Genomic DNA, 19,749 nt, shown 5'->3' with positions numbered 1-19,749 from the left:
GTTGTCATGTACGTATTAATCATGGTGGTGTCGTTCTGTCTGGCGCTGCTTTTTCTACGCGCGACCGGATTCCATAAAGGCGTTTACAACGGCAGCGGCATTAAAAGCATCTCCGGGCTGCGCGCGCTGCTGGCCAGCATCGTCGCCTTTTCCCATCTGGTGCACTATCTCTACTCGCTGGACGGCAACTGGATCTTCGATAAGGACTATTTCGTCTGGTTCTCCGAAGGCAACTTTTTCGTCAACGCCGGCAAGTTCGGCGTGCTGCTGTTCTTTATGATCTCGGCGTTTCTGTTCTATCGCTGGCTGGACAACGACGGCATGCCGGCGAGCCAGCTCACCTGGAAGCTGCTGAAGTCGCGCGTGCGCCGCATCGTGCCGATGTTCTGGTTCTCCGGGCTGGTGATCATCCTGGTCGGACTGGCGCAGGGCGGCTTGCATATCAACGCGCACAGCATAACCGACGCCGTGCTCTGGCTGCTGTTTGTCGGCAGCTATCATATGGGCGACTTTCTCACCGCCGACGTCAACGCCGGCGTGGAGTGGACGCTGCGTCTGGAGTGGCTGCTCTATCTTTCTATCCCGCTGATTTTCGTGGTGAACCGCGCCACCCACGGCAAGTACAAAACCCTGCTGATCCTCGGCTCGATCGGCGCGATTTTCTGCGTCGCCGTGGCGCTGCGCCTGTGGGGCAAAACCTATACCGACCCGCGTCCGGTGCTGGGCTTCGCGATGGGCTACTTCGCCTATACCTGGCGCGACCGGCTGGCGGTGTTTAAAACGTCGCGCGTTGCGGGCGTGGCCTGCATCCTGCTGGCGATTTTCGCGCTCGCCTTCACCAGCAACGCCTTCTGGTATCTGGTGTTCCTCTGCTGCCTGACGGCGATCTTCTTCGTGGTGAGCAGCGGCAACAACCTGCTGGGCATGCTGGAGAACAAAACCCTGATGTCGATCGGCGAGGTGAGCTACAGCCTCTATCTGATCCACGGCGTGGTGCTCTACTTCATTAAGCAGATCCCGCTCAGCATGGTGCCGCACAACATGGTGGTCTACACCCTGATCTCCACGCTGTTCTTCGTGCTGTCGTTCTACGTGGCGAAGATGACCTATCTCTATGTTGAAAAGCCCTTTATCGGCAGCAGCAACAAGAAGAAGGTAGCGGCCGAGGTTGCGCCCGCTAAACAGGATCGCACCGGTAACCCTTACTGATTATCGCGGCTGCGTCCGGCGCCGCCGCGCGGCACGCAGCGCGTTTTTTTATCGATTTCAGCCCTGTTTTTAAGAGGTACTGGCATGAAGGACATTCGTTTCTCCATTGTAATCCCCGCGTATAACGCGTCGCAGTCGATCGTCGCGACGCTGGATTGCGTCAAGGCGCAGAGCTACCGCAATTTCGAAGTGATTATCGTTGACGACAAATCCGCCGATGCGGCGGCGCTGGCGGAGGTAGTCAACAGCGAGCGCTATCAGGATCTGGGCATTAACCTGGTGCTCTCCGAGGTGAAACTGAACGGCGCAGGCGCGCGCAATAAAGGCATTGAGCTGGCGACAGGGGACTACATCAGCTTTCTCGACGCGGACGACGAGTGGCACGCCGACAAGCTGCTGGAGACCAGCCGTAAAATCCAGCAGCTGGAAGCGCAGGGCAAAAGCAAGTTCGTGATCTACAGCCAGGTGAACATCTATCAGGACGGCAGCTTCCTGAAGGTGATGCCGATGCAGACGCCGGGCAAGAACGAAACCGTGGCGGAGTATCTCTTCGGCTGCTACGGCTTTATCCAGACCAGCACCATCGTGCTGAAACGCGAGGATGCCGCGCGCATCCAGTTCGATACGCGCTATATCCGCCATCAGGATTACGACTTCTGCATTCGCGCCGATCGTCTCGGCTATGAGTTCGTGATGATCGCGCGCCCGCTCGCCACCTACCATCTGGTAACGAAATTTGGATCCAAGCATAAAGGCGAATCGGTGAAATATTCGCTTTTCTGGCTGGATGCCATGAAGCCGCACCTGACCGCGCGCGATATCGACACCTACAAGGCGTTTAAGCTGCCGCTGCGCTACAAAATGGACGGCAAGTCGCTGATGGCGAGCCTGACCTTCGCGCGCTACTTCTTTCTCACCAACAAAGACAACCAGTCCTACTTCCTTAACCGTGTGAAAGATAAGTTAAGGGCGCGGCTGGGCGGTGAAAAAGCGGTTTCCTGACTCTTTCTTGCTCCCCGACGCGGGAGCGTTTTCCCGGAACGACACTTTTTTATTCAGGTATGAATATGACGAATCATGTTGGCACCGTAGGCATTGTGATGCCGATGTATAACGCACGCCAGACGGTTTTACGCGCCGTGCAGTCGGTAATGAACCAGACCTGGCCGGACTGGCACCTTTACCTGATCAACGACAAATCTACCGATGATTCGCTGGCGCTGGTGCGCGAGCACTGTAACGATCCGCGCATTACCATTCTCGACAACGAGGTAAACCTCGGCGCGGCGGAGACCCGCAACGTCGGGCTGCGCGCGGCGAAAGAGGAGATTATCGCCTTCCTCGACAGCGACGACGAATGGCACGTCGACAAGCTGGCGCAGCAGGCGGCCGCTATCGCCTCCGGCGACGATTTCGTGATCACCGAATATCACTACAAAACCAAAAACGCCGATCACGACATCACCTACAGCAAACCTTACCTTCAGCAGGAAAACTTCGTGAAGAAGCAGTATCGCGTCTGCTTCTCCTCGGTCTGCTTCCGCCGTCCGCCGCAGGGGATTTTCTTCCAGCGTAAAGGGCACGAGGACTTCCTGTTCCTCTATGAACTCTTCACCCGCTACAAACAGGCGCGCGTGATTCAGAGCATTCTCGTCAACTATTACGAATTAGGCGATTCCCTTTCGCGCAACAAGAATAAAGCGGCGAAGTGGCACCTGGAATTATTAAGAATTATCTATAAAAACAATCCTTTAAAAATCTATTACTATTACGGCTGGTATATGGTGAACGGCGTACTGTTTACCCTTAAGCATCGATAACAGGATTGTCTTTTTACTCTTTTGAGGTGGGTAGCGTTAAATGAAAAAAATCGTCCTGGTGATCAAAGATGCCTATTCGTATGCCGGCACTGAGAACATCTGCAACTTTATGTCCGAGTGTCTGGGCGAAACGCACGACGTCACCATCTATTCGCTGGAAGGCAGCGGTAAAACCTTCTATCCCTTTAAGCACGTCAAAGAGATCGTCAGCTTCGAGGGACACAGCAATCCGATCAAAAGCATCGTCAGACGCATTCACAGCGAAGAGGTTGACAGCGTTTTTCTGATCAGCATGGGGCGTCTGAGCGTGATGTTCGCTTTCTGGAGCCTGCTCTCCGGCAAGAAGAAACGCTTCAAGGCCTATGCCTGCGAACATATCGCCATCAACTCCTTCAGCAAGCCGATCAAACTCCTCAAGTTCCTGCTGCTGCGCTACTACGATCAGGTCATCGTCCTGACCGACAAAGACCATCAGGTCTTCTCCCGCTGGCGCATTCCGAGCAAGCAAATCCCCAATCCGGTGGTGTACAAAGCCTTTGAGCGCACCTCGCGCAGCCGTCAGGCGCTGGCGGTAGGCCGCCTCGATCACCAGAAAGGGTTCGATCTGCTGCTCGATATCTGGCGCGACTTCGCGCAAAGCCATCCGGAGTGGACGCTGGCGATCGCCGGCGACGGCGAGCTGCGCCAGCAGCTGGAAGATCAGGCGGCGGCGCTCGGCATCACCGGCAGCGTCAGGTTCGTTGGCCGCGTCAGCAATATCAACGACTACTACCGCGACAGCGATATGGCGCTGATGACCTCGCGCTACGAAGGGCTGCCGCTGGTGCTGCTCGAAGCTAAATCCTGGTCGCTGCCGGTGGTGGCCTATGACTGCCCAACCGGCCCGCAGGAGATTATCAACCAGGGCGAAGATGGCTTCCTGGTGCCGATGAACGACAAAGCGACCTTCCTGGCGCGCATGGACCAGCTTGCCAGCGACGACGCGCTTTTCTACGCCATGAGTCAGAAAACAAAAATTACCGCGCTGAAATTCGACGGTAAGCAGATTAAGCAGAGCTGGCTGGCGCTGGTTTAACAGCGGCAAGGGACGGGCCTGATTGCAACGTGCCTCAGGGGACACTGTTATGGCCCATTGCGCGGCCCCATCGACTACGGGATTAGATGCATGAAAAGAAGAGAAGTCTTGCAGAGCGCAGCCTCCTCCATTGTTGCCGCACTCTCCGTCACTGCGTTCTCCAGCCACGCCGCGAAAAGCAGCGGCGTCGCCCTGAAAGCGGTCGATCCGGCAGCGGTGCCGAAAGGCGACGTGCCGATTCTGACGCCGGAGAACCTCTACGCCATGCCGCCGCAGTTCTGGCAGGGCTTCGAAGGGCAGCTCTGGATCGGCAAGGCGGGCAGCGACGCCAGCCAGGCTGGCAACCAGATCCCGGTTTTTCTGCGCGACGACAGCGGCAAGCTGGCGCAAATCACCCAGCCAATCGCGCTCAACAAAGGCAGCTTCGCCCGTTTCGTTCACGACAACGCCGCGCTGATCGCCGATCCGGCGCACTCGATGACGGTGAAAGACAAAGACGGCAACACGCTGTTTAATATTCCCGACGTCAGCCGACCGGGCCAGGCGGCATTCAGCCAGCGTCTGGCGCAGCCGGGCGGCTATCAGCTGATTGGCGAGATCGCCTCGGTTGAGGAGCTGCGCAAAACCCGCCCACTGTTCGAAGGGGCGAAAATCAAGCTGAAAAGCTGGCATGAAGGGCTGGAAGTGGGCGGCGGCGAGTTTGTCGGCAGCTTCCAGGGCGCCAAAGACGACGGCGGCGTGAACTTCGCCGGCGAGGGCTTTTACTGGCGCCGCGTGGTAGACGATTTCAATCGCCTGTCGCTGTTCGACTTCGGCGCCATCGCCGATGGCAAAACCGACGCCGCGCCTGCCATCAAAGCGATGTATCAGTGGTCGGAACAGGCGCAGCAGCCTATCTGCGTGCAGTTTCCCGCCGGCACCTTCTTCGTCTCCGCCTGCGATTTCGGCCGCGAAGGGCGCCGCTTTTTCCGTATCTCCGGCGCGATGGTCAACTTCGGCTACTTCCCGGCCACCACCATCGTCTCCGACGGTGAGTCGGAGTTCGTCTTCGACGTCAACGCGCGCTGGGTCGAGATCTCTAACCTGATCTTCAACGGCAACAGCGACAAGCGTCCTAATAAACAGGGGCTGTTTCGCAACACCTGCGACGGCGGCCAGTTCTTCCGCGGCGCCTGTCTGCGCTTCAACGCGGTAGGCGGCACCGCGCTCAGCCTGCTCGATACGCTCGACTGCAAAATCGACCAGTGGTACGCCTCGCGCTGCACCGGCGACGTGATTAAAGCGGGCTGGTCGGGCCGCAAGGCGGGCGCCTGGGATCACAGCACCGCTATCGAGCTTTCCAACTTCAACGCGCAGAACTGCCGCGGCGGCATGGTGCTGAACCTGCCGCGCTGCAGCCAGTCGATTATCCATAACGGCTGGATCGAGCACTGCGATCATCCGGGCGACATCTCCAACGGCCAGTGGATTGTCGATGCCTTGAGCCTGGAGGATTGCAAAAATCCGCTGATTGCGCACAACTCGCGCCTCAATATGCGCCAGACCAATCTACAGTCCGGTAGCTGGATCGATAACTCCGATCAGGGCGAGCGCTGGCTCAACGTCTGGGAGATGGGATCGACGCGCGTGGAGTCTTACGGCGTCGCCATCGACGGCAGCCTGAAATACAACTACATCACCTCGCGCTGGCGGCTGGAGAACAACAGCGACCAGCAGACGTGGTTTGAGCTGGGCACGCTCTATTCGCCGGACGTCGGCGACGCCTGGGAGATCGAGATTTTCGGCCAGTCGGAGTTCAGCAACGGCAGCACCAGCCAGCCGCTGATGAATCCGATCGCCGATCGCTCCACCGGCGGCCGTGCGGTGATCCAGGTGCAGCGCAAGAAGAGCAAGGCGGAAGCGAGCTGGTCGGCGGAGGGCAGCAGCCCGGTCGTCGAGGTGCGCTACGTCGCCGCCAGCGACAGCGAAGTGCGCATCTTTGTGAAGCTGGCGGGCTGGACGCCGTCGGCGGTGGTGCTGATGAAGACCACCAGCAAAGACCGCTTCGCCACCGGCCGCTGCGCGCGCGTCAGCGCCAGCATGGAGAAAGCGACACCGCCGTCCGGCAACGTGGCGGCGCCGCAGCGCTTTAGCCTGCATAACGGCAAGGCGGGCATCGGCGGCAACGAGCAGGGCGATCTGCTGCTGGCGTCGCGCGCGCTTGACGCCGGGCAGGTGGACACCAGCAAGCCGAAAGGCTTTATCTCGATGGTGATTAACGGCGAACAGTGTGCCGTGCCCTATTTCGCCGTGAAGGGCTAATAATCGTCTATCGCGCGCAGGGAGGCGCGCGAGCAGCATCCTCTGGAGCCTTTTTTAGCTTGCACATTGGTTTTTTTTTGAACGCAGAGTTTACTTTGCCCGTCAGGACAGGGCGGCTTGTTTACCCGACGCATCGCAGAATTTCCGTCCGGGTAAAAAATTAAAAGAATTTTTTCGGAGTTGTTGATGAAAATTTTATTGGTGGGTAACCACACGTGCGGGAATCGCGGGGATGGCGCGATTCTTCGCGGGCTGATCGATTCAATGCATGCCGCCCGCAGTGACATAGAGATTGACGCGATCAGCCGTTATCCAACGAGCTCTGGGTATTTGCTCCAGCAGGACATTCAGCAGGACTCGCTGTTTTTGCATAACAGCAAAGCGGCGAAGGGCCTGATCGGCACGGTAAAGCGCAAAATCGCCAACCGCCTGATGCCGAACATTATGATGGCGCATCTCGGCAAAGGCGGACCCTTTAAATCCTTTGCCGTACCGGCGCATCTGCAATCCTTCGCCGACAGCCTGAAGCAGTACGACGCCATTATCCAGGTCGGCGGCTCTTTCTTCGTCGATCTCTACGGCGTGACGCAGTTCGACCATGCGCTCTGCGCCCTGATGGCGAAAAAACCGATCTATCTGATCGGCCACTCGGTCGGCCCTTTTCAGAATCCGCGCGTTAACGCGCTGGCAAACTTTGTTTTTGACCGCGTCGACAGCCTGGTGCTGCGCGAGTCGGTCAGCCTCGATCTGCTGAAAAAAGATGGCGTCACCACGCGGAAAGTCGCGCCGGGCGTCGACACCGCTTTTCTGGTGCGCGCGCGCAGCGTCGAGCAGCCGAGCCACAACCTGCTGCACTGGCAAAACATCATCGGCAGCCGCAAAACCATCGCCATTACCGTGCGCGAGCTGGCGCCGTTCGACAAGCGCCTGGGCGTAACGCAGCAAGAGTATGAAGCCGCCTTTGGCCGCGTGATCAACGCGATGATTGCCGAGGGCTATCAGGTGGTCGCTTTCTCTACCTGCACCGGCATCGACAGCTATGCCAAAGACGATCGCATGGTGGCGCTGACCCTGCGCGACAGCGTCGAGCGCCCGGAGAATTACCACGTCATTATGGATGAGTTCAATGACCTGGAGCTGGGCATTCTGTTAAGCCGCTGCCATCTCACCATCGGCACGCGCCTGCACTCTGCCATTATCTCCATGAACTTCGGCACGCCGGCCGTGGCGATCAACTATGAACATAAGTCGATGGGCGTCATGAATCAGCTCGGTCTGCCGCAGATGGCGACCGACGTGAAGAGCCTGATGGACGGCTCGCTGATCGGCAAAGTAAAAGAGGTGCTGGCGAATTACGACGCCATCAAGCAGCAGGTCGATACGGCGGTCGCGCACGAGCGCGAAGTCGGTAACCGGATCACAGAAGAGATCCTCAACGTATTGGGGTAATGCTATGAAACTGACTTTTTTCACCATGCGTTTCCCGGTCGCCTCTGAGACCTTCGTGCTGAACCAGGTGACCCATTTTATCGACGCCGGCTACGACGTCGAAATTATCTCCGTGTTCCCAGGCGATCTGGTGAACCGTCACGCGGCCTTCGACGAATATCAGCTGGCGGCGCGCACTCACTATCTGCTGCCGGAAGAGAAGGTCTCGAACCTCGACAAGCTCAACCAGCGCCTGAAGCTGGTACTGCCGAAAGTGGCGAAACCGGCGCTGATCCGCTCGCTGAACGTGCGTCGCTATGGCGCGCAGTCCAGCAAGCTGCTGCTGCCCTCTATCGTGGCGAATACCCGCCAGCCCTATACCGCTGACGTGTTCCTGGTGCACTTCGGCTATGCGGGCGCGCTGGCCAATAAGCTGCGCGAGCTGGGCGTGCTGGTAGGCAAACAGGCGACGGTGTTCCACGGCGCGGATATTTCGCGTCGCCATATCCTGGAAGAGCATAAGCAGGACTACGTCAATCTGTTCGAACAGAGCGAGCTGCTGCTGCCGATTAGCCATCTGTGGGAGCGCAAGCTAATCGAGATGGGCTGCCCGCCGGAGAAGATCCACGTTACGCGCATGGGCATCGAGCCGGAGAAGTTCAACTTCGAGCCGCGCCAGGCGTTTCATTCGCCGCTGCGCATTGTTTCCGTGGCGCGTCTCACCGAGAAGAAGGGGCTCGACGTGGCGGTGAAGGCCAGCGAACTCCTGAAGCAGCGCGGCGGCCAGTTTGAGTTCACCATTATCGGCAACGGCGATCAGGATGAGATGATGCGCGAGCATATCGCTAATGCCGGGCTGGAGGATTGCGTCAGTATGCCGGGCTTTAAGCCGCAGGAGGAGATCCGCGCCGCCCTGAGCGAGGCGGATATCTTCCTGCTGCCGTCGAAAACCGCCGCCGATGGCGATATGGAAGGCATTCCGGTTGCGCTGATGGAGGCGATGGCGGTGGGGCTGCCGGTCGTCTCCACCTTCCACAGCGGCATTCCGGAGCTGATTGAGAACAACGTTTCAGGCTGGCTGGTGCCGGAAAACGACGCCGAGGCGCTGGCCGATACGCTCTTCCGGCTCTCGCAGGGCGATATCGACGTCGCGCCGGTGGTTGCGGCGGCGCGCCGCAAGGTCGAAACGGAATTCAACCAACATATCGCCTACGGCGAGCTGGCGAGGCTGCTGGAGCAGCTGGCGTGAGCGGTTTAAAAAAACAGGCGATATGGCTGTTTGGCAGCACCTGTTTCGCCGCATTGCTACAGGTGCTGCAGCTTAGCGTGCTGGCGCGCAAGCTGGAGGCGCACGAGCTGGGGCTGTTGGCGATAATCAACGCGATTCTGGCGGTCGCCACCGTGCTGCAGGATATGGGGATGAGCAGCTATATCGTGCATCGCCAGGAGATTAGCCGACGCGAGCAGAGCACCATTTACTGGGTCAACGTGTCGCTGAGCCTGGTGACCGGTCTGTTTCTGATCGGCGTCGCCTGGCCCATCGCCTGGTTCTACCACCTGCCGGAGCTGGTAGGGCTGATTATGCTCACCAGCCTCAACTTCCTCGTACTGGGGCATCTGTCGCAGTATCAGGCGCACTACATCAAAACCAAACGCATGGTGCTGCTGGCGAAAATCGAGATGGCGACCAAACTGTTTGCGTTCGCCTGCACCGTGGCGATGCTCTACTTCACCTCGCTGACGGTAGCTGCGGCGATCCTCGGCCTGTTTATCAACGCCTTTACCCGCATCCTCTGCCTGATCGCCTTCGGCGAGAAGGAGTGGCGGCCGACCTGGGAGTTTGACAAAGCGACCTTCGTCAGCGCGGTGCGCTACGGCATCTATCAGCTCGGCTCGCAGACCATCAACCAGCTGCGCACCCAGGCGGATGCCCTGATTGTCGGCAAGGTGATGGGCGCCGAGATGCTCGGCATCTACTCGCTGGCGAAAGAGCTGATTCTCCAGCCGCTCAAGCTGGTGTCGCCGGTGATCAACCGCCTGGCGCTGCCGCGCTTCGCCGAAAAGCAGCAGGATCCGGAGCAGCTGAAAAAACTGTTCCTGAAGGGCACTTTCGTCATCATGCTGTTCAGCAGCGCGATGTATCTCGCCATCGGCATTCTCTCGCCGGTGATTGTGCGCGTGCTGTATGGCGCATCGCACGAGCAGGTCTACCATCTGATCCCGCTGATGCTGCTGTTCGGCATGCTGCGGCCGATGGGCGGCTTGACCGGGGCGATTTCGCAGGCGAACGGGCGCACCAGCGTCGAATTCTACTGGAATGTGGTGGCGAGTCTGGTGGTGCTGGCGGTGCTGGCGACCACTTTTATCTGGCCGAACGTGCTCTATGTGGCGCTGACGCTGTCGATCTCGCAGGTGTTGATCTCCGCTTTCGCGCACCCGTTCTTTATCAAGCCGGTGATTGGTATTCGCTTTATGCCCTATGCGCGACAGTGGGTGTCGGTGTCGGCGATATTTATCGCGGTCATCGCGCTGGTAAACCATTTTAACCTGTTCGTTAAGCCGGAATGGTTTGAGGGCTGGCTCTGATCGACGCGTTTCCTCTCGGGCGGCCAGCGTGCCGCCCGAGTCTTTTTTAGCCTGGCATTAACCTTTGCCGAACGGCGTTATCCACGCAGGTTTTAACCCGGCGGTTAGCGCTTGTCTTTACTCGCTTTGTGGCGCGCCTGAACAGTGGGAAAAAGATGAATTTCTAAGGGATGACAGGCATTTAGTATCGGATTTTCGGATAAAGATTATACTTGCAGTTCTGGCCGATCCTGCATAATCGACCGCACGTATTCACTTCATGAAATGGAAAAAATATGACCAAGCTTAAAGCAGTAATCCCGGTTGCGGGTCTCGGTATGCATATGCTCCCGGCGACGAAAGCAATTCCAAAAGAGATGCTGCCTGTCGTTGATAAGCCGATGATTCAATACATCATTGATGAGTGCGTTGCTGCAGGCATCAAAGAGATCGTGCTGGTCACCCATGCTTCCAAAAATGCGGTGGAAAACCACTTCGATACCACTTACGAGCTGGAAGCGCTGCTCGAAGCGCGCGTAAAACGTCAGCTGCTGAGCGAAGTACAGTCAATTTGCCCGCCGGGCGTGACCATTATGAACGTACGCCAGGCGCAGCCGCTGGGTCTGGGCCACTCTATTCTGTGCGCCCGCCCGATGATCGGCGACAACCCCTTTGTGGTGGTGCTGCCGGACGTGCTGCTGGATGACTCCACCGCCGACCACCTGCGCTACAACCTTGCCGCGATGGTGGCGCGTTTTGAAGAGACCGGGCACAGCCAGGTGCTGGCGCAGCATATGCCGACAGCCGATCTCTCTGAGTACTCCGTTATCACCACCGAGCAGCCGCTGGATAACCCAGGCGACGTCAGCACCATCACCGATTTTGTTGAGAAACCTGAAGAGCCGGCTCCGCTGAACTCCGATCTGGCCGCGGTCGGCCGTTATGTACTCTCTGCCGATATCTGGGGCGAGCTTGAGCGCACCGAGCCGGGCGCATGGGGCCGTATTCAGCTTACCGACGCTATCGCCAGCCTGAGCCAGAAGAAGCCGGTCGATGCCGCGCTGCTGATGGGTCGCAGCTTCGACTGCGGTCGTAAACTCGGCTATATGCAGGCGTTCGTTTCATACGGCCTGCGCAGCAACGGCATGGGGCAGGATTTCCGCGCCGCCATTGAGAAAATTCTGGCAAAATAACCTTTTCTCACGTTTTGCCGCGCACCGACGCGGCAGCTTAGACAGGAGCACACATGGCTATTTTGGTAACGGGCGGGGCGGGATACATCGGCTCGCATACGGTGCTGGCGTTATTGCAGCGCGGCGACGACGTTGTGGTACTGGATAACCTGTGCAACGCCTCGCGCGAGGCGATTAATCGCGTTGAGAAGCTGGCGGGTAAAAAAGCGACTTTCGTCGAAGGCGATATTCGCGACCGCGCCTGCCTGCGCGATCTGTTCGCCAGCAACGATATCACGGCGGTGATCCACTTCGCCGCGCTGAAAGCGGTAGGGGAATCGACCCGCATGCCGCTGGAATACTACGAGAACAACGTTGCCGGCACCGTGGTGCTGCTGGAAGAGATGCGCGCCGCTGGCGTCTATAACTTTATCTTCAGCTCTTCCGCCACCGTCTACGGCGCCGACGCGCCGGTTCCCTATGTGGAAACCACGCCGATTGGCGGCACCACCAGCCCTTACGGCACCTCCAAGCTGATGATTGAGTTCGTGATGCGCGACTTCGCCTTCGCCGAACCAAAATTCAAAGCTATCGCGCTGCGCTACTTCAACCCGGTCGGCGCGCACGAGTCCGGCGAAATCGGCGAAGACCCGACCGGCATTCCCAACAATCTGCTGCCCTATATCGCGCAGGTGGCGATTGGCCGTCTGCCGCAGCTGGGCGTGTTCGGCGGCGATTACCCGACGCCGGACGGCACCTGTCAGCGCGACTACATCCACGTCGTTGACCTGGCGGAAGGGCATCTGAAAGCGCTCGATCATTTACCGAAGGTTGAAGGTTACAAGGCCTACAATCTCGGCGCGGGTAAAGGCTACTCGGTGCTGGAGATGATCAAGGCGTTTGAAGCGGCGTCCGGTAAGCAGATTCCTTACGAGATCAAACCGCGTCGCGACGGTGACCTGGCTGCCTTCTGGGCCGATGCGAGCCTGGCGGATAAAGAGCTGGACTGGCGCGTGACGCGCGGGATTGAAGAGATGATGCGGGATACGTGGAACTGGCAGTCGAAGAATCCGAACGGATTTAAATGAATTTCAGATACTTTAAAAAGCCTGTCTATGACAGGCTTTTTTTTATAGATTCGATATTGAAATCAAGCCAGAAACTTTAATGCTATCAGGCAAGATGATAAGATGCTTACTTAATAACTTTGGTGATATCATTAATTTCAATAAAGCATCTTTACTTAAGTGGTTAAGCACATTGGCAGCTTGGAGTCAAGGGCGGTAGCATTCAATAAATTTAGTCAATGAATTAAAGTACATAAGGTATTTTAAGCGTTCGTGTTTAAGAGGTTGACAGTGGAAAAAATATCCAGAGTATATGAAGTGTTATTAGTCCTCACACAAAAAGATATAAAAGTAAAGTATAAAAACAATAAGTTAGGATATCTATGGGCTCTGGCAAACCCTTTGTTTTTTACTTTAATTTATTATCTTGCTTTTAAAGTTTTCATGCGCGTGCAGGTTGAAAATTATCCTGCTTTTCTAGTGTGCGCGCTGTTTCCCTGGCAATGGATCACTAATAGTATAACCAATGGCGCATGGTGCTTTCTGGGGAATGCACAAATAATTAAAAAAACAACCTTCCCTAAATTCACTTTAATCTTGAGTAACGTGTTTATGGAAGGATTCCATTTTTTAATGTCTGTGCCAGTTATATTACTTTTTTTGTGGTACAGCGGAATTACTTTACATCTGGATATAATTTTGTTTCTACCGCTTTTATGTATTATACAAATAATATTGTCATTCAGCCTGTCACTCCTGTTCTCAACATTGTGTGTTTTTTTTAGAGATATAGAAAGGTTTGTCACCTTAGCAATGACGGCTTTGTTTTATGCTACTCCCATATTCTATTCAGAAAAAATGATACCTGAGAATTATCAATGGATCATTAAAATAAATCCGTTTGCCGAACTGATAACACTATGGAGAAACCTGTTTATGAGCGGAGCTTTCGACTGGTTTGCTTATTTTAAGATACTCGGTATTGGTATTGTGTTTCTTGTGTTAGCGTCTCTAATATATAATAAGCTTAAATTTAAATTTGCGGAAGTTCTGTAAATATGAAGAAATATGTAATAGAAGCGAAAGATGTCAGGAAGGACTATCCATTTTATAACCATATTAGTGGTGGTATAAAAAATTTATTACTAAAACCAACTAAAATTAAGGAATTTTTGAGTTCCCGGAAATTTACCGCGTTACATGATGTTAACTTTTCCATTAGTAAAGGCGAAGCTGTTGCAATTATCGGTAGGAACGGCGCTGGAAAAAGCACATTACTTTCCCTTCTAACTGGTGTAATGAAGCCAACTTATGGGGAAATAAAAGTTGCAGGTAGAGTGGCAGCCATGTTAGAGCTTGGTGGCGGCTTCCATAGCGAATTAACGGGGCGTGAAAATATAATAATGAACGCAACATTGTTAGGTTTGCCGTTAAAAATAACTAAGCAAAGATTAGAAAAAATAATTGAATTTTCAGAGTTAGGTGAATTTATTGACCAACCGATAAGAACATATTCTTCAGGTATGTTAGCTAAATTAGGGTTCTCGGTTATAACTAGTGTTGAACCCGAAATTTTAATTATCGATGAAGTGTTAGCTGTAGGAGATATTGCGTTTCAAAAAAAATGCCTAAAGACAATTAAAGAATTCAAAGATAAGGGCACGACAGTTGTACTAGTTTCACATAATGCTAATGACGTCAGAGCATTTTGTGATCGCACTATATGGATTGATAATCATACACAGGTTGCTGACGGCAAAACAGCAGACATTCTCCCTTTATATGAACGAATGATGAATGCCTAAAATAGCGATTATCACCAGAACAAAAAACAGAAATCAGTTTCTTAATCGAGCCATCGAAAGCGTAATTTCTCAGACTTATAAAGATTGGGTACATGTGATCGTAAATGATGGTGGAGATGAAAAAGAACTAGATGAAACTGTTAGACCTTACTTGCCTGATTATTTGAATAGATTAAAAATAATCCACAAGCCTTATAGTTCTGGCATGGAAGCCGCAACGAATACAGGCATTAAGAATTCAGATTCTAAGTGGATTGCTATACATGACGACGATGATACTTGGGACAAAGACTTTCTTAAATTAATGCTTAATCATATAGAAACGCACGAACTTGATGGATGCGTTTGCCATGTCAAGCAGGTATTTGAAACTGAAAAAAATGGCCTTATTAATATCAATAGTTGCCGGTATTTCAATCCAGATTTAAAAAAGCTAAGAGTTAAAGATATTAAATCGAAAAATATTTTTATGCCGATATCTTTTGTTTTCTCAAGAGAAATATGCAAAGAAATCGGTGGTTTTGATGAGAGTTTTTTAGTTTGTGGAGACTGGGATTTTCATTATCGCTACTTAAATCATGCCAATGTTGGATTGATTTCTTTACCGTTAGCAAATTATCACATAAGAGAAATGAGTCAGAGCAGTGTTGAATCGATGAATTCCATACATAAAAAAGATCTTCATAATCATTATAAAAAGAAATTCATAATTAAGCACAGAATTACTAAAACCGATTTATGGTGTGGTCTTATTAGAGACTTTATTTTTTCTAAACCAATGAGATATTTTCTAAGGAAAGTGAAATGAAGCGGTATATCGGGTATTTAAGACACGCGATGGAAATGTTTAAATATTTTGCTCTATCATTGATACATGGCAAAGATTTGAAGTTAGTTATTGATAATAGTAGCAAGATTAAACAAAGCGATTTGCTTTTGTTTTGCACATTGCGTAATGAATCGAAGAGAATAAATTATTTTATAGAATATTATAAAAATCTTGGAGTCGATCATTTCATCTTTGTTGATAATGATTCTGAAGACGATTTTAAAGAGATTATAAAAAATTATAGTGACGTAACGGTATATCACACGAAAGCAAGTTATAAAAAATCTAATTTTGGCATGCACTGGCTTAACTTCCTGTTAAGAAAACATGGTAATAATCATTGGTGCATAACGTGCGACCCTGACGAATTTTTAGTGGTTCCAAATGAAGATGAAAGAAGTGTTTCACGCTTAGTAAATTATCTCGATGAAGCGGCAAGACGCTCGTTTTTTACTATAATGATTGATATGTATGGTAAAGAAAGCCCAAGCAATACCTTTTACGCAGAAGGAATGGACCCTTTATCAGTTTGTAAGTTTTATGACAAAGAAGGCTACTTTTTCACTGAAAATCCAGAAATGAACTCGCTATGGATTCAGGGGGGAGTAAGGATGAGAAAACTTTATAAAAAACAGCCGTATAAAGCTCCTGCTTTAAATAAAACGCCTTTAGTTAAATGGAAGTGGTACTACAGTTATATCTCATCAATGCACACACTTTTGCCACGAAGACTTAATGGCGGCTATAAATATTCATTAACAGGCGCTTTATTGCATTTTAAATATGTATCGTTGTTAATAGAAAAAGTAGAAGAAGAACAAGTGAGAAAGCAGCACTATGGGAAACTCTTCAGAATATCAGGGTTATAAAACATTTCTTGATGAAGAGTTTTACGATGAGTTTATTAGTCAAGAATACAGGGGCTATAGAGATTTACTTGATGCAGGTCTAATCACAAACAGGGAGTGGTTATAATGAAACTAGGCTTCTTAGTATTAGCTCATGAAAAACTCGATGCACTGAGAGGGCTACTAGATGCATTAACTTCATTTGATGAAGATCGTGTCATTTTACATATAGATAAAAAGTCGCCGCTGAATCAAGAAATCAATCAAATAAAAAATGAATACCCCAATGCGCTATTAATTCCAGGGATTGATGTCGTCTGGGGAGAGTCTTCAATAGTTGACGCAACCCTACGTGGCATGGAAACAGCTTTAACAGCAGATATTGATTATTTGATATTGCTTAGCGGAACAGCAATGCCAATAAAAAGACGAACAGATTTAATAAGTTTACTTGAGCAAAAAAAAGGTACGGACTTTATAGAATGTCATAATCCGTCTTCCGGTAAGTGGGTGATCGATGGCCTCGAAAGAGAAAGATGGGAACATTATAATTTTTTTAACTGGCGATTAGATCCGATATTTTTCTCTATTTCACATAAAATTCAAAAAAAGATTAGGGTTAAACGAAATTTGCCAGGCAATATTGTCCCGATGTTGGGTTTCACAGTGGTGGTGTCTTTCAATCCAGACGGTGAATAAGGTTGTTGACTTTACTAAAAAGCATGATGCTTTGAAATATCTTAAAAACACATGGATACCAGATGAATTTTATATTCAGAGCGTAGTTAGTCATGTAAAAAACGGAGAAGGTATTGAACCAATACTGATGTATTACAGATTCAATGATGCTGGGATCCCAAAAGTATTTTCCTATAAAGATCTAAAAGAGTTAGAAAGTGCAAAAGAGTATTTTTTTGCAAGGAAAATTAATCTAAGGGATGCCAGAATTGTAGAAAGCCTTAAAAATATGTATCAAGAGTCGAATATCGATATCGACGGTGAAGATGTTATTAATGTTACACCCAAGTCAAGAAAAAAGTTTATACATGAAATAGGGATTTATACTAAATTATCTCCTGTGTTTATATTTATCTCAAATGAAAATATAGAGCACGATATAAAAAATGTATTAGAAAAGCTGAAAGAAAATTTTCCAATGTCCATGGTTTATCATCAATTATTCTCCAAATCTATCATTGGATACGGCCTGGAAGAAGAGAGTAAATTATATAATGAATCTGATGTGGCATTAAGAGATTATAGTATCGAAAGCTTCATAAGCCACATTTTCGATAATGGCAAAATAAATATAGCAATGTTAGATATAAAGGATTTTGATAAGGTTAACTATTACCTTATGAAAAACCCTTTAGTTAAATACGTCTTTTATCCTTCAAGTGATTTTTTAGATTATGATCTCTTTTATAGTATTATCAAAAAGATAAGATATTTAAATTCTCAAGGATTAAATATAATTGAAAGCAGTAACCTTGATGATTTATTTCAGAAAGTATCATCGGAAATTGAATCTGATCCATTTTGCAATCGTTTTTTAACCGATAAATGAATTTTAATGTAATTGGTGATGAGTTATGTCCGACAAAATTTTGATTGTAGGAGCTGGATTCTCCGGTGCGGTAGTGGCTCGCGAACTTGCAGAAAGTGGATTTGAAGTTGAAATAATTGATCAGCGTTCTCATGTCGCAGGTAACTGTCATACGCGACGAGATGAAGATACTAATGTAATGCTACATGTTTATGGGCCACATATATTTCATACTGACAAAAAGAAGGTGTGGGATTATATAAACAAATTTGGTGATTTTGAAGGTTATATCCATAGAGTTAAGGCCATACATAATCATCAAGTTTATAGTTTACCGATTAATTTGCATACGATAAATCAATTATTTGGTAAATCAATGAGACCCAATGAAGCGAGAGCATATGTGGATTCATTGACAGATAAAAAGGATTCACCAGATAATTTTGAGGAACAAGCCTTATCTTTAGTTGGTCATGAAATCTACAATGCATTCTTGAAAAATTATACTGTTAAACAGTGGGGCGTATCTCCCCGAAAACTACCGTCTGCGATTTTAAAAAGGCTTCCACTAAGATTTGACTATGATGATAATTACTTTAATCATAAATATCAGGGAATGCCAAGAGAAGGTTATACTAAAATCGTTGAGAAGATACTTGATCATAAAAAAATCAAGCTCACTTTGGGCCAGGCATTTAACCGTAATATGAAGAACAAGTATAGTCATATTTTCTATACTGGATCCATCGATGGTTTCTATGATTATCAATTTGGCCTTTTAGCATACAGGACGTTAGATTTTAATCCAGAAACGCATGAGTCTGATTATCAAGGATGTGCAGTTATTAACTACTGTGATAAAGATGTTGAATATACGCGAATAACAGAGCATAAACATTTCGCGTGGTGGGAAAAGCATAATAATACAATTATTTATAAAGAAGTGAGTCGATTGGCGCTAAGAGAGGATATACCTTATTATCCCATACGACTTGTAGATGAGATGAAAATGTTAGAGCAATATGTTAACTTGGCATCCAATGAAACAAAAGTTACTTTCCTGGGTAGATTAGGCACTTATCGTTATTTAGATATGGATGCGATAATCGATGAAGCTTTGAACGTATCTATTGAGTTTATAGAGGCAAAGAAAAAAAATAAAAAAATGCCAGTCTTTTTGGCCAAAATCTTATGAAAATTGCTGCTTTAATTGTTACCTATAATAGACTTGCAAAGTTGAAAATTACGCTTGAGAAGACGTTTAGCGAAAGCTTTGATAAAGTTGTTATCGTTAATAACGACTCTACAGATGGGACAAGAGAGTGGTTAGCGTCTATCGAAAATGAAAGGTTAATTATAATTAATAATGAAATCAATACTGGTGGTGCCGGAGGGTTTAAATTAGGAATAGACTATATTTTAAGATCATTTGAAGTTGATTGGGTTACCTTTTACGATGATGATGCGTTTCCTGAATCAGGCACAATTGAAAGATTCCGTCTTGCAAATCATAATTGCCATACAATATGGTGTGGTAAAGTTATAGACATACAAGGTAACATTTGCGATATGAATGTACCTTGGTCGAAAATACCTCAAGGTTTATTTTCAAATATTCAATATCTGTTCAATAAAAAAAACTATATTGCGGATGCTGAATCTCTTCAAAATGTTGTTACATTCTCATTCGTTGGGTGTTTAATTCATAGCAGTATTCTGACTAAGAGTTTTAACATGCTAGATGAAGAGTTGTTTTTATATTTCGATGATGTTTATTATTCCTGGCAGCTCAATGAATTTGGCTGCCCGATCTTTTATGATCCGAATCTTATATTTAGACACGATGTAAAGAAAAGCAATGGTTTTGAAAACCAAGAGTGGAAAGTCTATTATCTAATTAGAAATTTATTGCTTTCGAAAAGAAAACCGGGGACTCGTGAGGTTTTTGATAATTATTTTATTTTGCTGAGAATTATCAAGTATATATCAATAGCCCTTCATGAAAAGAAAAAAGCATACTATCTTAAGTGTTTGCTTAAAGGGATATGGCACGGTCTCACCAACAAAACCGGAAAGTTGTAGTG

At 49.5% G+C, this 19,749-nt stretch carries 18 protein-coding genes; all 18 read left to right on the top strand.

All coding sequences use genetic code 11. The annotated features are described in order from the left end of the window. Window positions 1–6: 6 nt before the first annotated feature. The 18 genes from AC6I7Z_RS12900 to AC6I7Z_RS12815 all read left to right on the top strand — a co-directional run bounded on the left by AC6I7Z_RS12900 (window position 7) and on the right by AC6I7Z_RS12815 (window position 19,747). Window positions 7–1,209: an acyltransferase family protein gene (locus tag AC6I7Z_RS12900; protein WP_497814506.1), complete on the top strand. Its 1,203-nt coding sequence runs from the start codon at window positions 7–9 to the stop codon at window positions 1,207–1,209. An 84-nt stretch (window positions 1,210–1,293) separates the two neighbouring features. Beyond that, window positions 1,294–2,211, top strand: coding sequence for a glycosyltransferase family 2 protein (locus AC6I7Z_RS12895; protein WP_497814505.1), 918 nt, complete (start codon window positions 1,294–1,296; stop codon window positions 2,209–2,211). Window positions 2,212–2,276: 65 nt separating this feature from the next. Then, window positions 2,277–3,029 (top strand): glycosyltransferase family 2 protein, encoded by a 753-nt coding sequence (locus AC6I7Z_RS12890; RefSeq protein WP_033750743.1) that lies wholly within the window; start codon window positions 2,277–2,279, stop codon window positions 3,027–3,029. 40 nt (window positions 3,030–3,069) lie between these two features. Beyond that, complete coding sequence (locus AC6I7Z_RS12885; RefSeq protein WP_497814504.1) at window positions 3,070–4,104, top strand: glycosyltransferase family 4 protein; 1,035 nt, start codon at window positions 3,070–3,072, stop codon at window positions 4,102–4,104. Window positions 4,105–4,194: 90 nt separating this feature from the next. Next, entirely contained in the window at window positions 4,195–6,405 is a 2,211-nt protein-coding gene (locus AC6I7Z_RS12880; protein ID WP_497814503.1) for a phage tailspike protein, read from the top strand. 186 nt (window positions 6,406–6,591) lie between these two features. Beyond that, complete coding sequence (gene wcaK / locus AC6I7Z_RS12875) at window positions 6,592–7,854, top strand: colanic acid biosynthesis pyruvyl transferase WcaK (protein ID WP_497814502.1); 1,263 nt, start codon at window positions 6,592–6,594, stop codon at window positions 7,852–7,854. A 4-nt stretch (window positions 7,855–7,858) separates the two neighbouring features. After that, a complete protein-coding gene (locus AC6I7Z_RS12870; protein ID WP_033750174.1) occupies window positions 7,859–9,082 on the top strand; it encodes a glycosyltransferase in 1,224 nt (407 codons plus the stop codon). Continuing rightward, window positions 9,079–10,419, top strand: coding sequence for an MOP flippase family protein (locus tag AC6I7Z_RS12865; RefSeq protein ID WP_497814501.1), 1,341 nt, complete (start codon window positions 9,079–9,081; stop codon window positions 10,417–10,419). Before AC6I7Z_RS12870 ends, AC6I7Z_RS12865 begins: the two co-directional genes overlap by 4 nt. 275 nt (window positions 10,420–10,694) lie before the next feature. Further along, entirely contained in the window at window positions 10,695–11,591 is an 897-nt protein-coding gene (galF, locus tag AC6I7Z_RS12860) for a UTP--glucose-1-phosphate uridylyltransferase GalF (protein ID WP_497814500.1), read from the top strand. Between the two features lie 53 nt (window positions 11,592–11,644). Beyond that, window positions 11,645–12,658 (top strand): UDP-glucose 4-epimerase GalE, encoded by a 1,014-nt coding sequence (gene galE / locus AC6I7Z_RS12855; protein ID WP_497814499.1) that lies wholly within the window; start codon window positions 11,645–11,647, stop codon window positions 12,656–12,658. Between the two features lie 270 nt (window positions 12,659–12,928). Beyond that, window positions 12,929–13,693, top strand: a complete 765-nt coding sequence (locus tag AC6I7Z_RS12850; protein WP_497814498.1) for an ABC transporter permease — start codon at window positions 12,929–12,931, stop codon at window positions 13,691–13,693. Window positions 13,694–13,695: 2 nt separating this feature from the next. Beyond that, the gene (locus AC6I7Z_RS12845; protein WP_497814497.1) at window positions 13,696–14,442 is read left to right on the top strand and encodes an ABC transporter ATP-binding protein; all 747 of its coding nucleotides are present in this window, start codon (window positions 13,696–13,698) and stop codon (window positions 14,440–14,442) included. Continuing rightward, complete coding sequence (locus AC6I7Z_RS12840; protein ID WP_497814496.1) at window positions 14,435–15,250, top strand: glycosyltransferase; 816 nt, start codon at window positions 14,435–14,437, stop codon at window positions 15,248–15,250. Before AC6I7Z_RS12845 ends, AC6I7Z_RS12840 begins: the two co-directional genes overlap by 8 nt. After that, window positions 15,247–16,140: a glycosyltransferase family 2 protein gene (locus tag AC6I7Z_RS12835; RefSeq protein ID WP_497814495.1), complete on the top strand. Its 894-nt coding sequence runs from the start codon at window positions 15,247–15,249 to the stop codon at window positions 16,138–16,140. The genes AC6I7Z_RS12840 and AC6I7Z_RS12835 overlap by 4 nt, the downstream gene beginning before the upstream one ends. A 105-nt stretch (window positions 16,141–16,245) precedes the next feature. After that, complete coding sequence (locus AC6I7Z_RS12830; protein WP_497814494.1) at window positions 16,246–16,818, top strand: beta-1,6-N-acetylglucosaminyltransferase; 573 nt, start codon at window positions 16,246–16,248, stop codon at window positions 16,816–16,818. After that, entirely contained in the window at window positions 16,811–17,686 is an 876-nt protein-coding gene (locus tag AC6I7Z_RS12825) for a hypothetical protein (protein ID WP_497814493.1), read from the top strand. The genes AC6I7Z_RS12830 and AC6I7Z_RS12825 overlap by 8 nt, the downstream gene beginning before the upstream one ends. A 25-nt stretch (window positions 17,687–17,711) precedes the next feature. Beyond that, the gene (glf, locus tag AC6I7Z_RS12820) at window positions 17,712–18,860 is read left to right on the top strand and encodes a UDP-galactopyranose mutase (RefSeq protein ID WP_497814492.1); all 1,149 of its coding nucleotides are present in this window, start codon (window positions 17,712–17,714) and stop codon (window positions 18,858–18,860) included. Then, window positions 18,857–19,747, top strand: a complete 891-nt coding sequence (locus AC6I7Z_RS12815) for a glycosyltransferase (protein ID WP_497814491.1) — start codon at window positions 18,857–18,859, stop codon at window positions 19,745–19,747. The genes glf and AC6I7Z_RS12815 overlap by 4 nt, the downstream gene beginning before the upstream one ends. The last annotated feature ends 2 nt before the right edge of the window (window positions 19,748–19,749 follow it).

The organism is Pantoea sp. X-Soil-MYKO-1289 (assembly GCF_059730625.1).
The sequence above is the reverse complement of the archived record's forward strand: the minus strand, read 5'-3'. Positions and strand labels throughout refer to the sequence as shown.

Coding starts and splice junctions, on each gene's coding strand:
- AC6I7Z_RS12890 (WP_033750743.1), top strand. CDS start 2,277: ATGACGAATCATGTTGGCACCGTAGGCATTGTGATGCCGATGTATAAC.
- glf (WP_497814492.1), top strand. CDS start 17,712: ATGTCCGACAAAATTTTGATTGTAGGAGCTGGATTCTCCGGTGCGGTA.
- AC6I7Z_RS12845 (WP_497814497.1), top strand. CDS start 13,696: ATGAAGAAATATGTAATAGAAGCGAAAGATGTCAGGAAGGACTATCCA.
- AC6I7Z_RS12830 (WP_497814494.1), top strand. CDS start 16,246: ATGAAACTAGGCTTCTTAGTATTAGCTCATGAAAAACTCGATGCACTG.
- AC6I7Z_RS12870 (WP_033750174.1), top strand. CDS start 7,859: ATGAAACTGACTTTTTTCACCATGCGTTTCCCGGTCGCCTCTGAGACC.
- AC6I7Z_RS12815 (WP_497814491.1), top strand. CDS start 18,857: ATGAAAATTGCTGCTTTAATTGTTACCTATAATAGACTTGCAAAGTTG.
- AC6I7Z_RS12835 (WP_497814495.1), top strand. CDS start 15,247: ATGAAGCGGTATATCGGGTATTTAAGACACGCGATGGAAATGTTTAAA.
- AC6I7Z_RS12840 (WP_497814496.1), top strand. CDS start 14,435: ATGCCTAAAATAGCGATTATCACCAGAACAAAAAACAGAAATCAGTTT.
- AC6I7Z_RS12895 (WP_497814505.1), top strand. CDS start 1,294: ATGAAGGACATTCGTTTCTCCATTGTAATCCCCGCGTATAACGCGTCG.
- AC6I7Z_RS12885 (WP_497814504.1), top strand. CDS start 3,070: ATGAAAAAAATCGTCCTGGTGATCAAAGATGCCTATTCGTATGCCGGC.
- AC6I7Z_RS12880 (WP_497814503.1), top strand. CDS start 4,195: ATGAAAAGAAGAGAAGTCTTGCAGAGCGCAGCCTCCTCCATTGTTGCC.
- wcaK (WP_497814502.1), top strand. CDS start 6,592: ATGAAAATTTTATTGGTGGGTAACCACACGTGCGGGAATCGCGGGGAT.
- galF (WP_497814500.1), top strand. CDS start 10,695: ATGACCAAGCTTAAAGCAGTAATCCCGGTTGCGGGTCTCGGTATGCAT.
- AC6I7Z_RS12900 (WP_497814506.1), top strand. CDS start 7: ATGTACGTATTAATCATGGTGGTGTCGTTCTGTCTGGCGCTGCTTTTT.
- galE (WP_497814499.1), top strand. CDS start 11,645: ATGGCTATTTTGGTAACGGGCGGGGCGGGATACATCGGCTCGCATACG.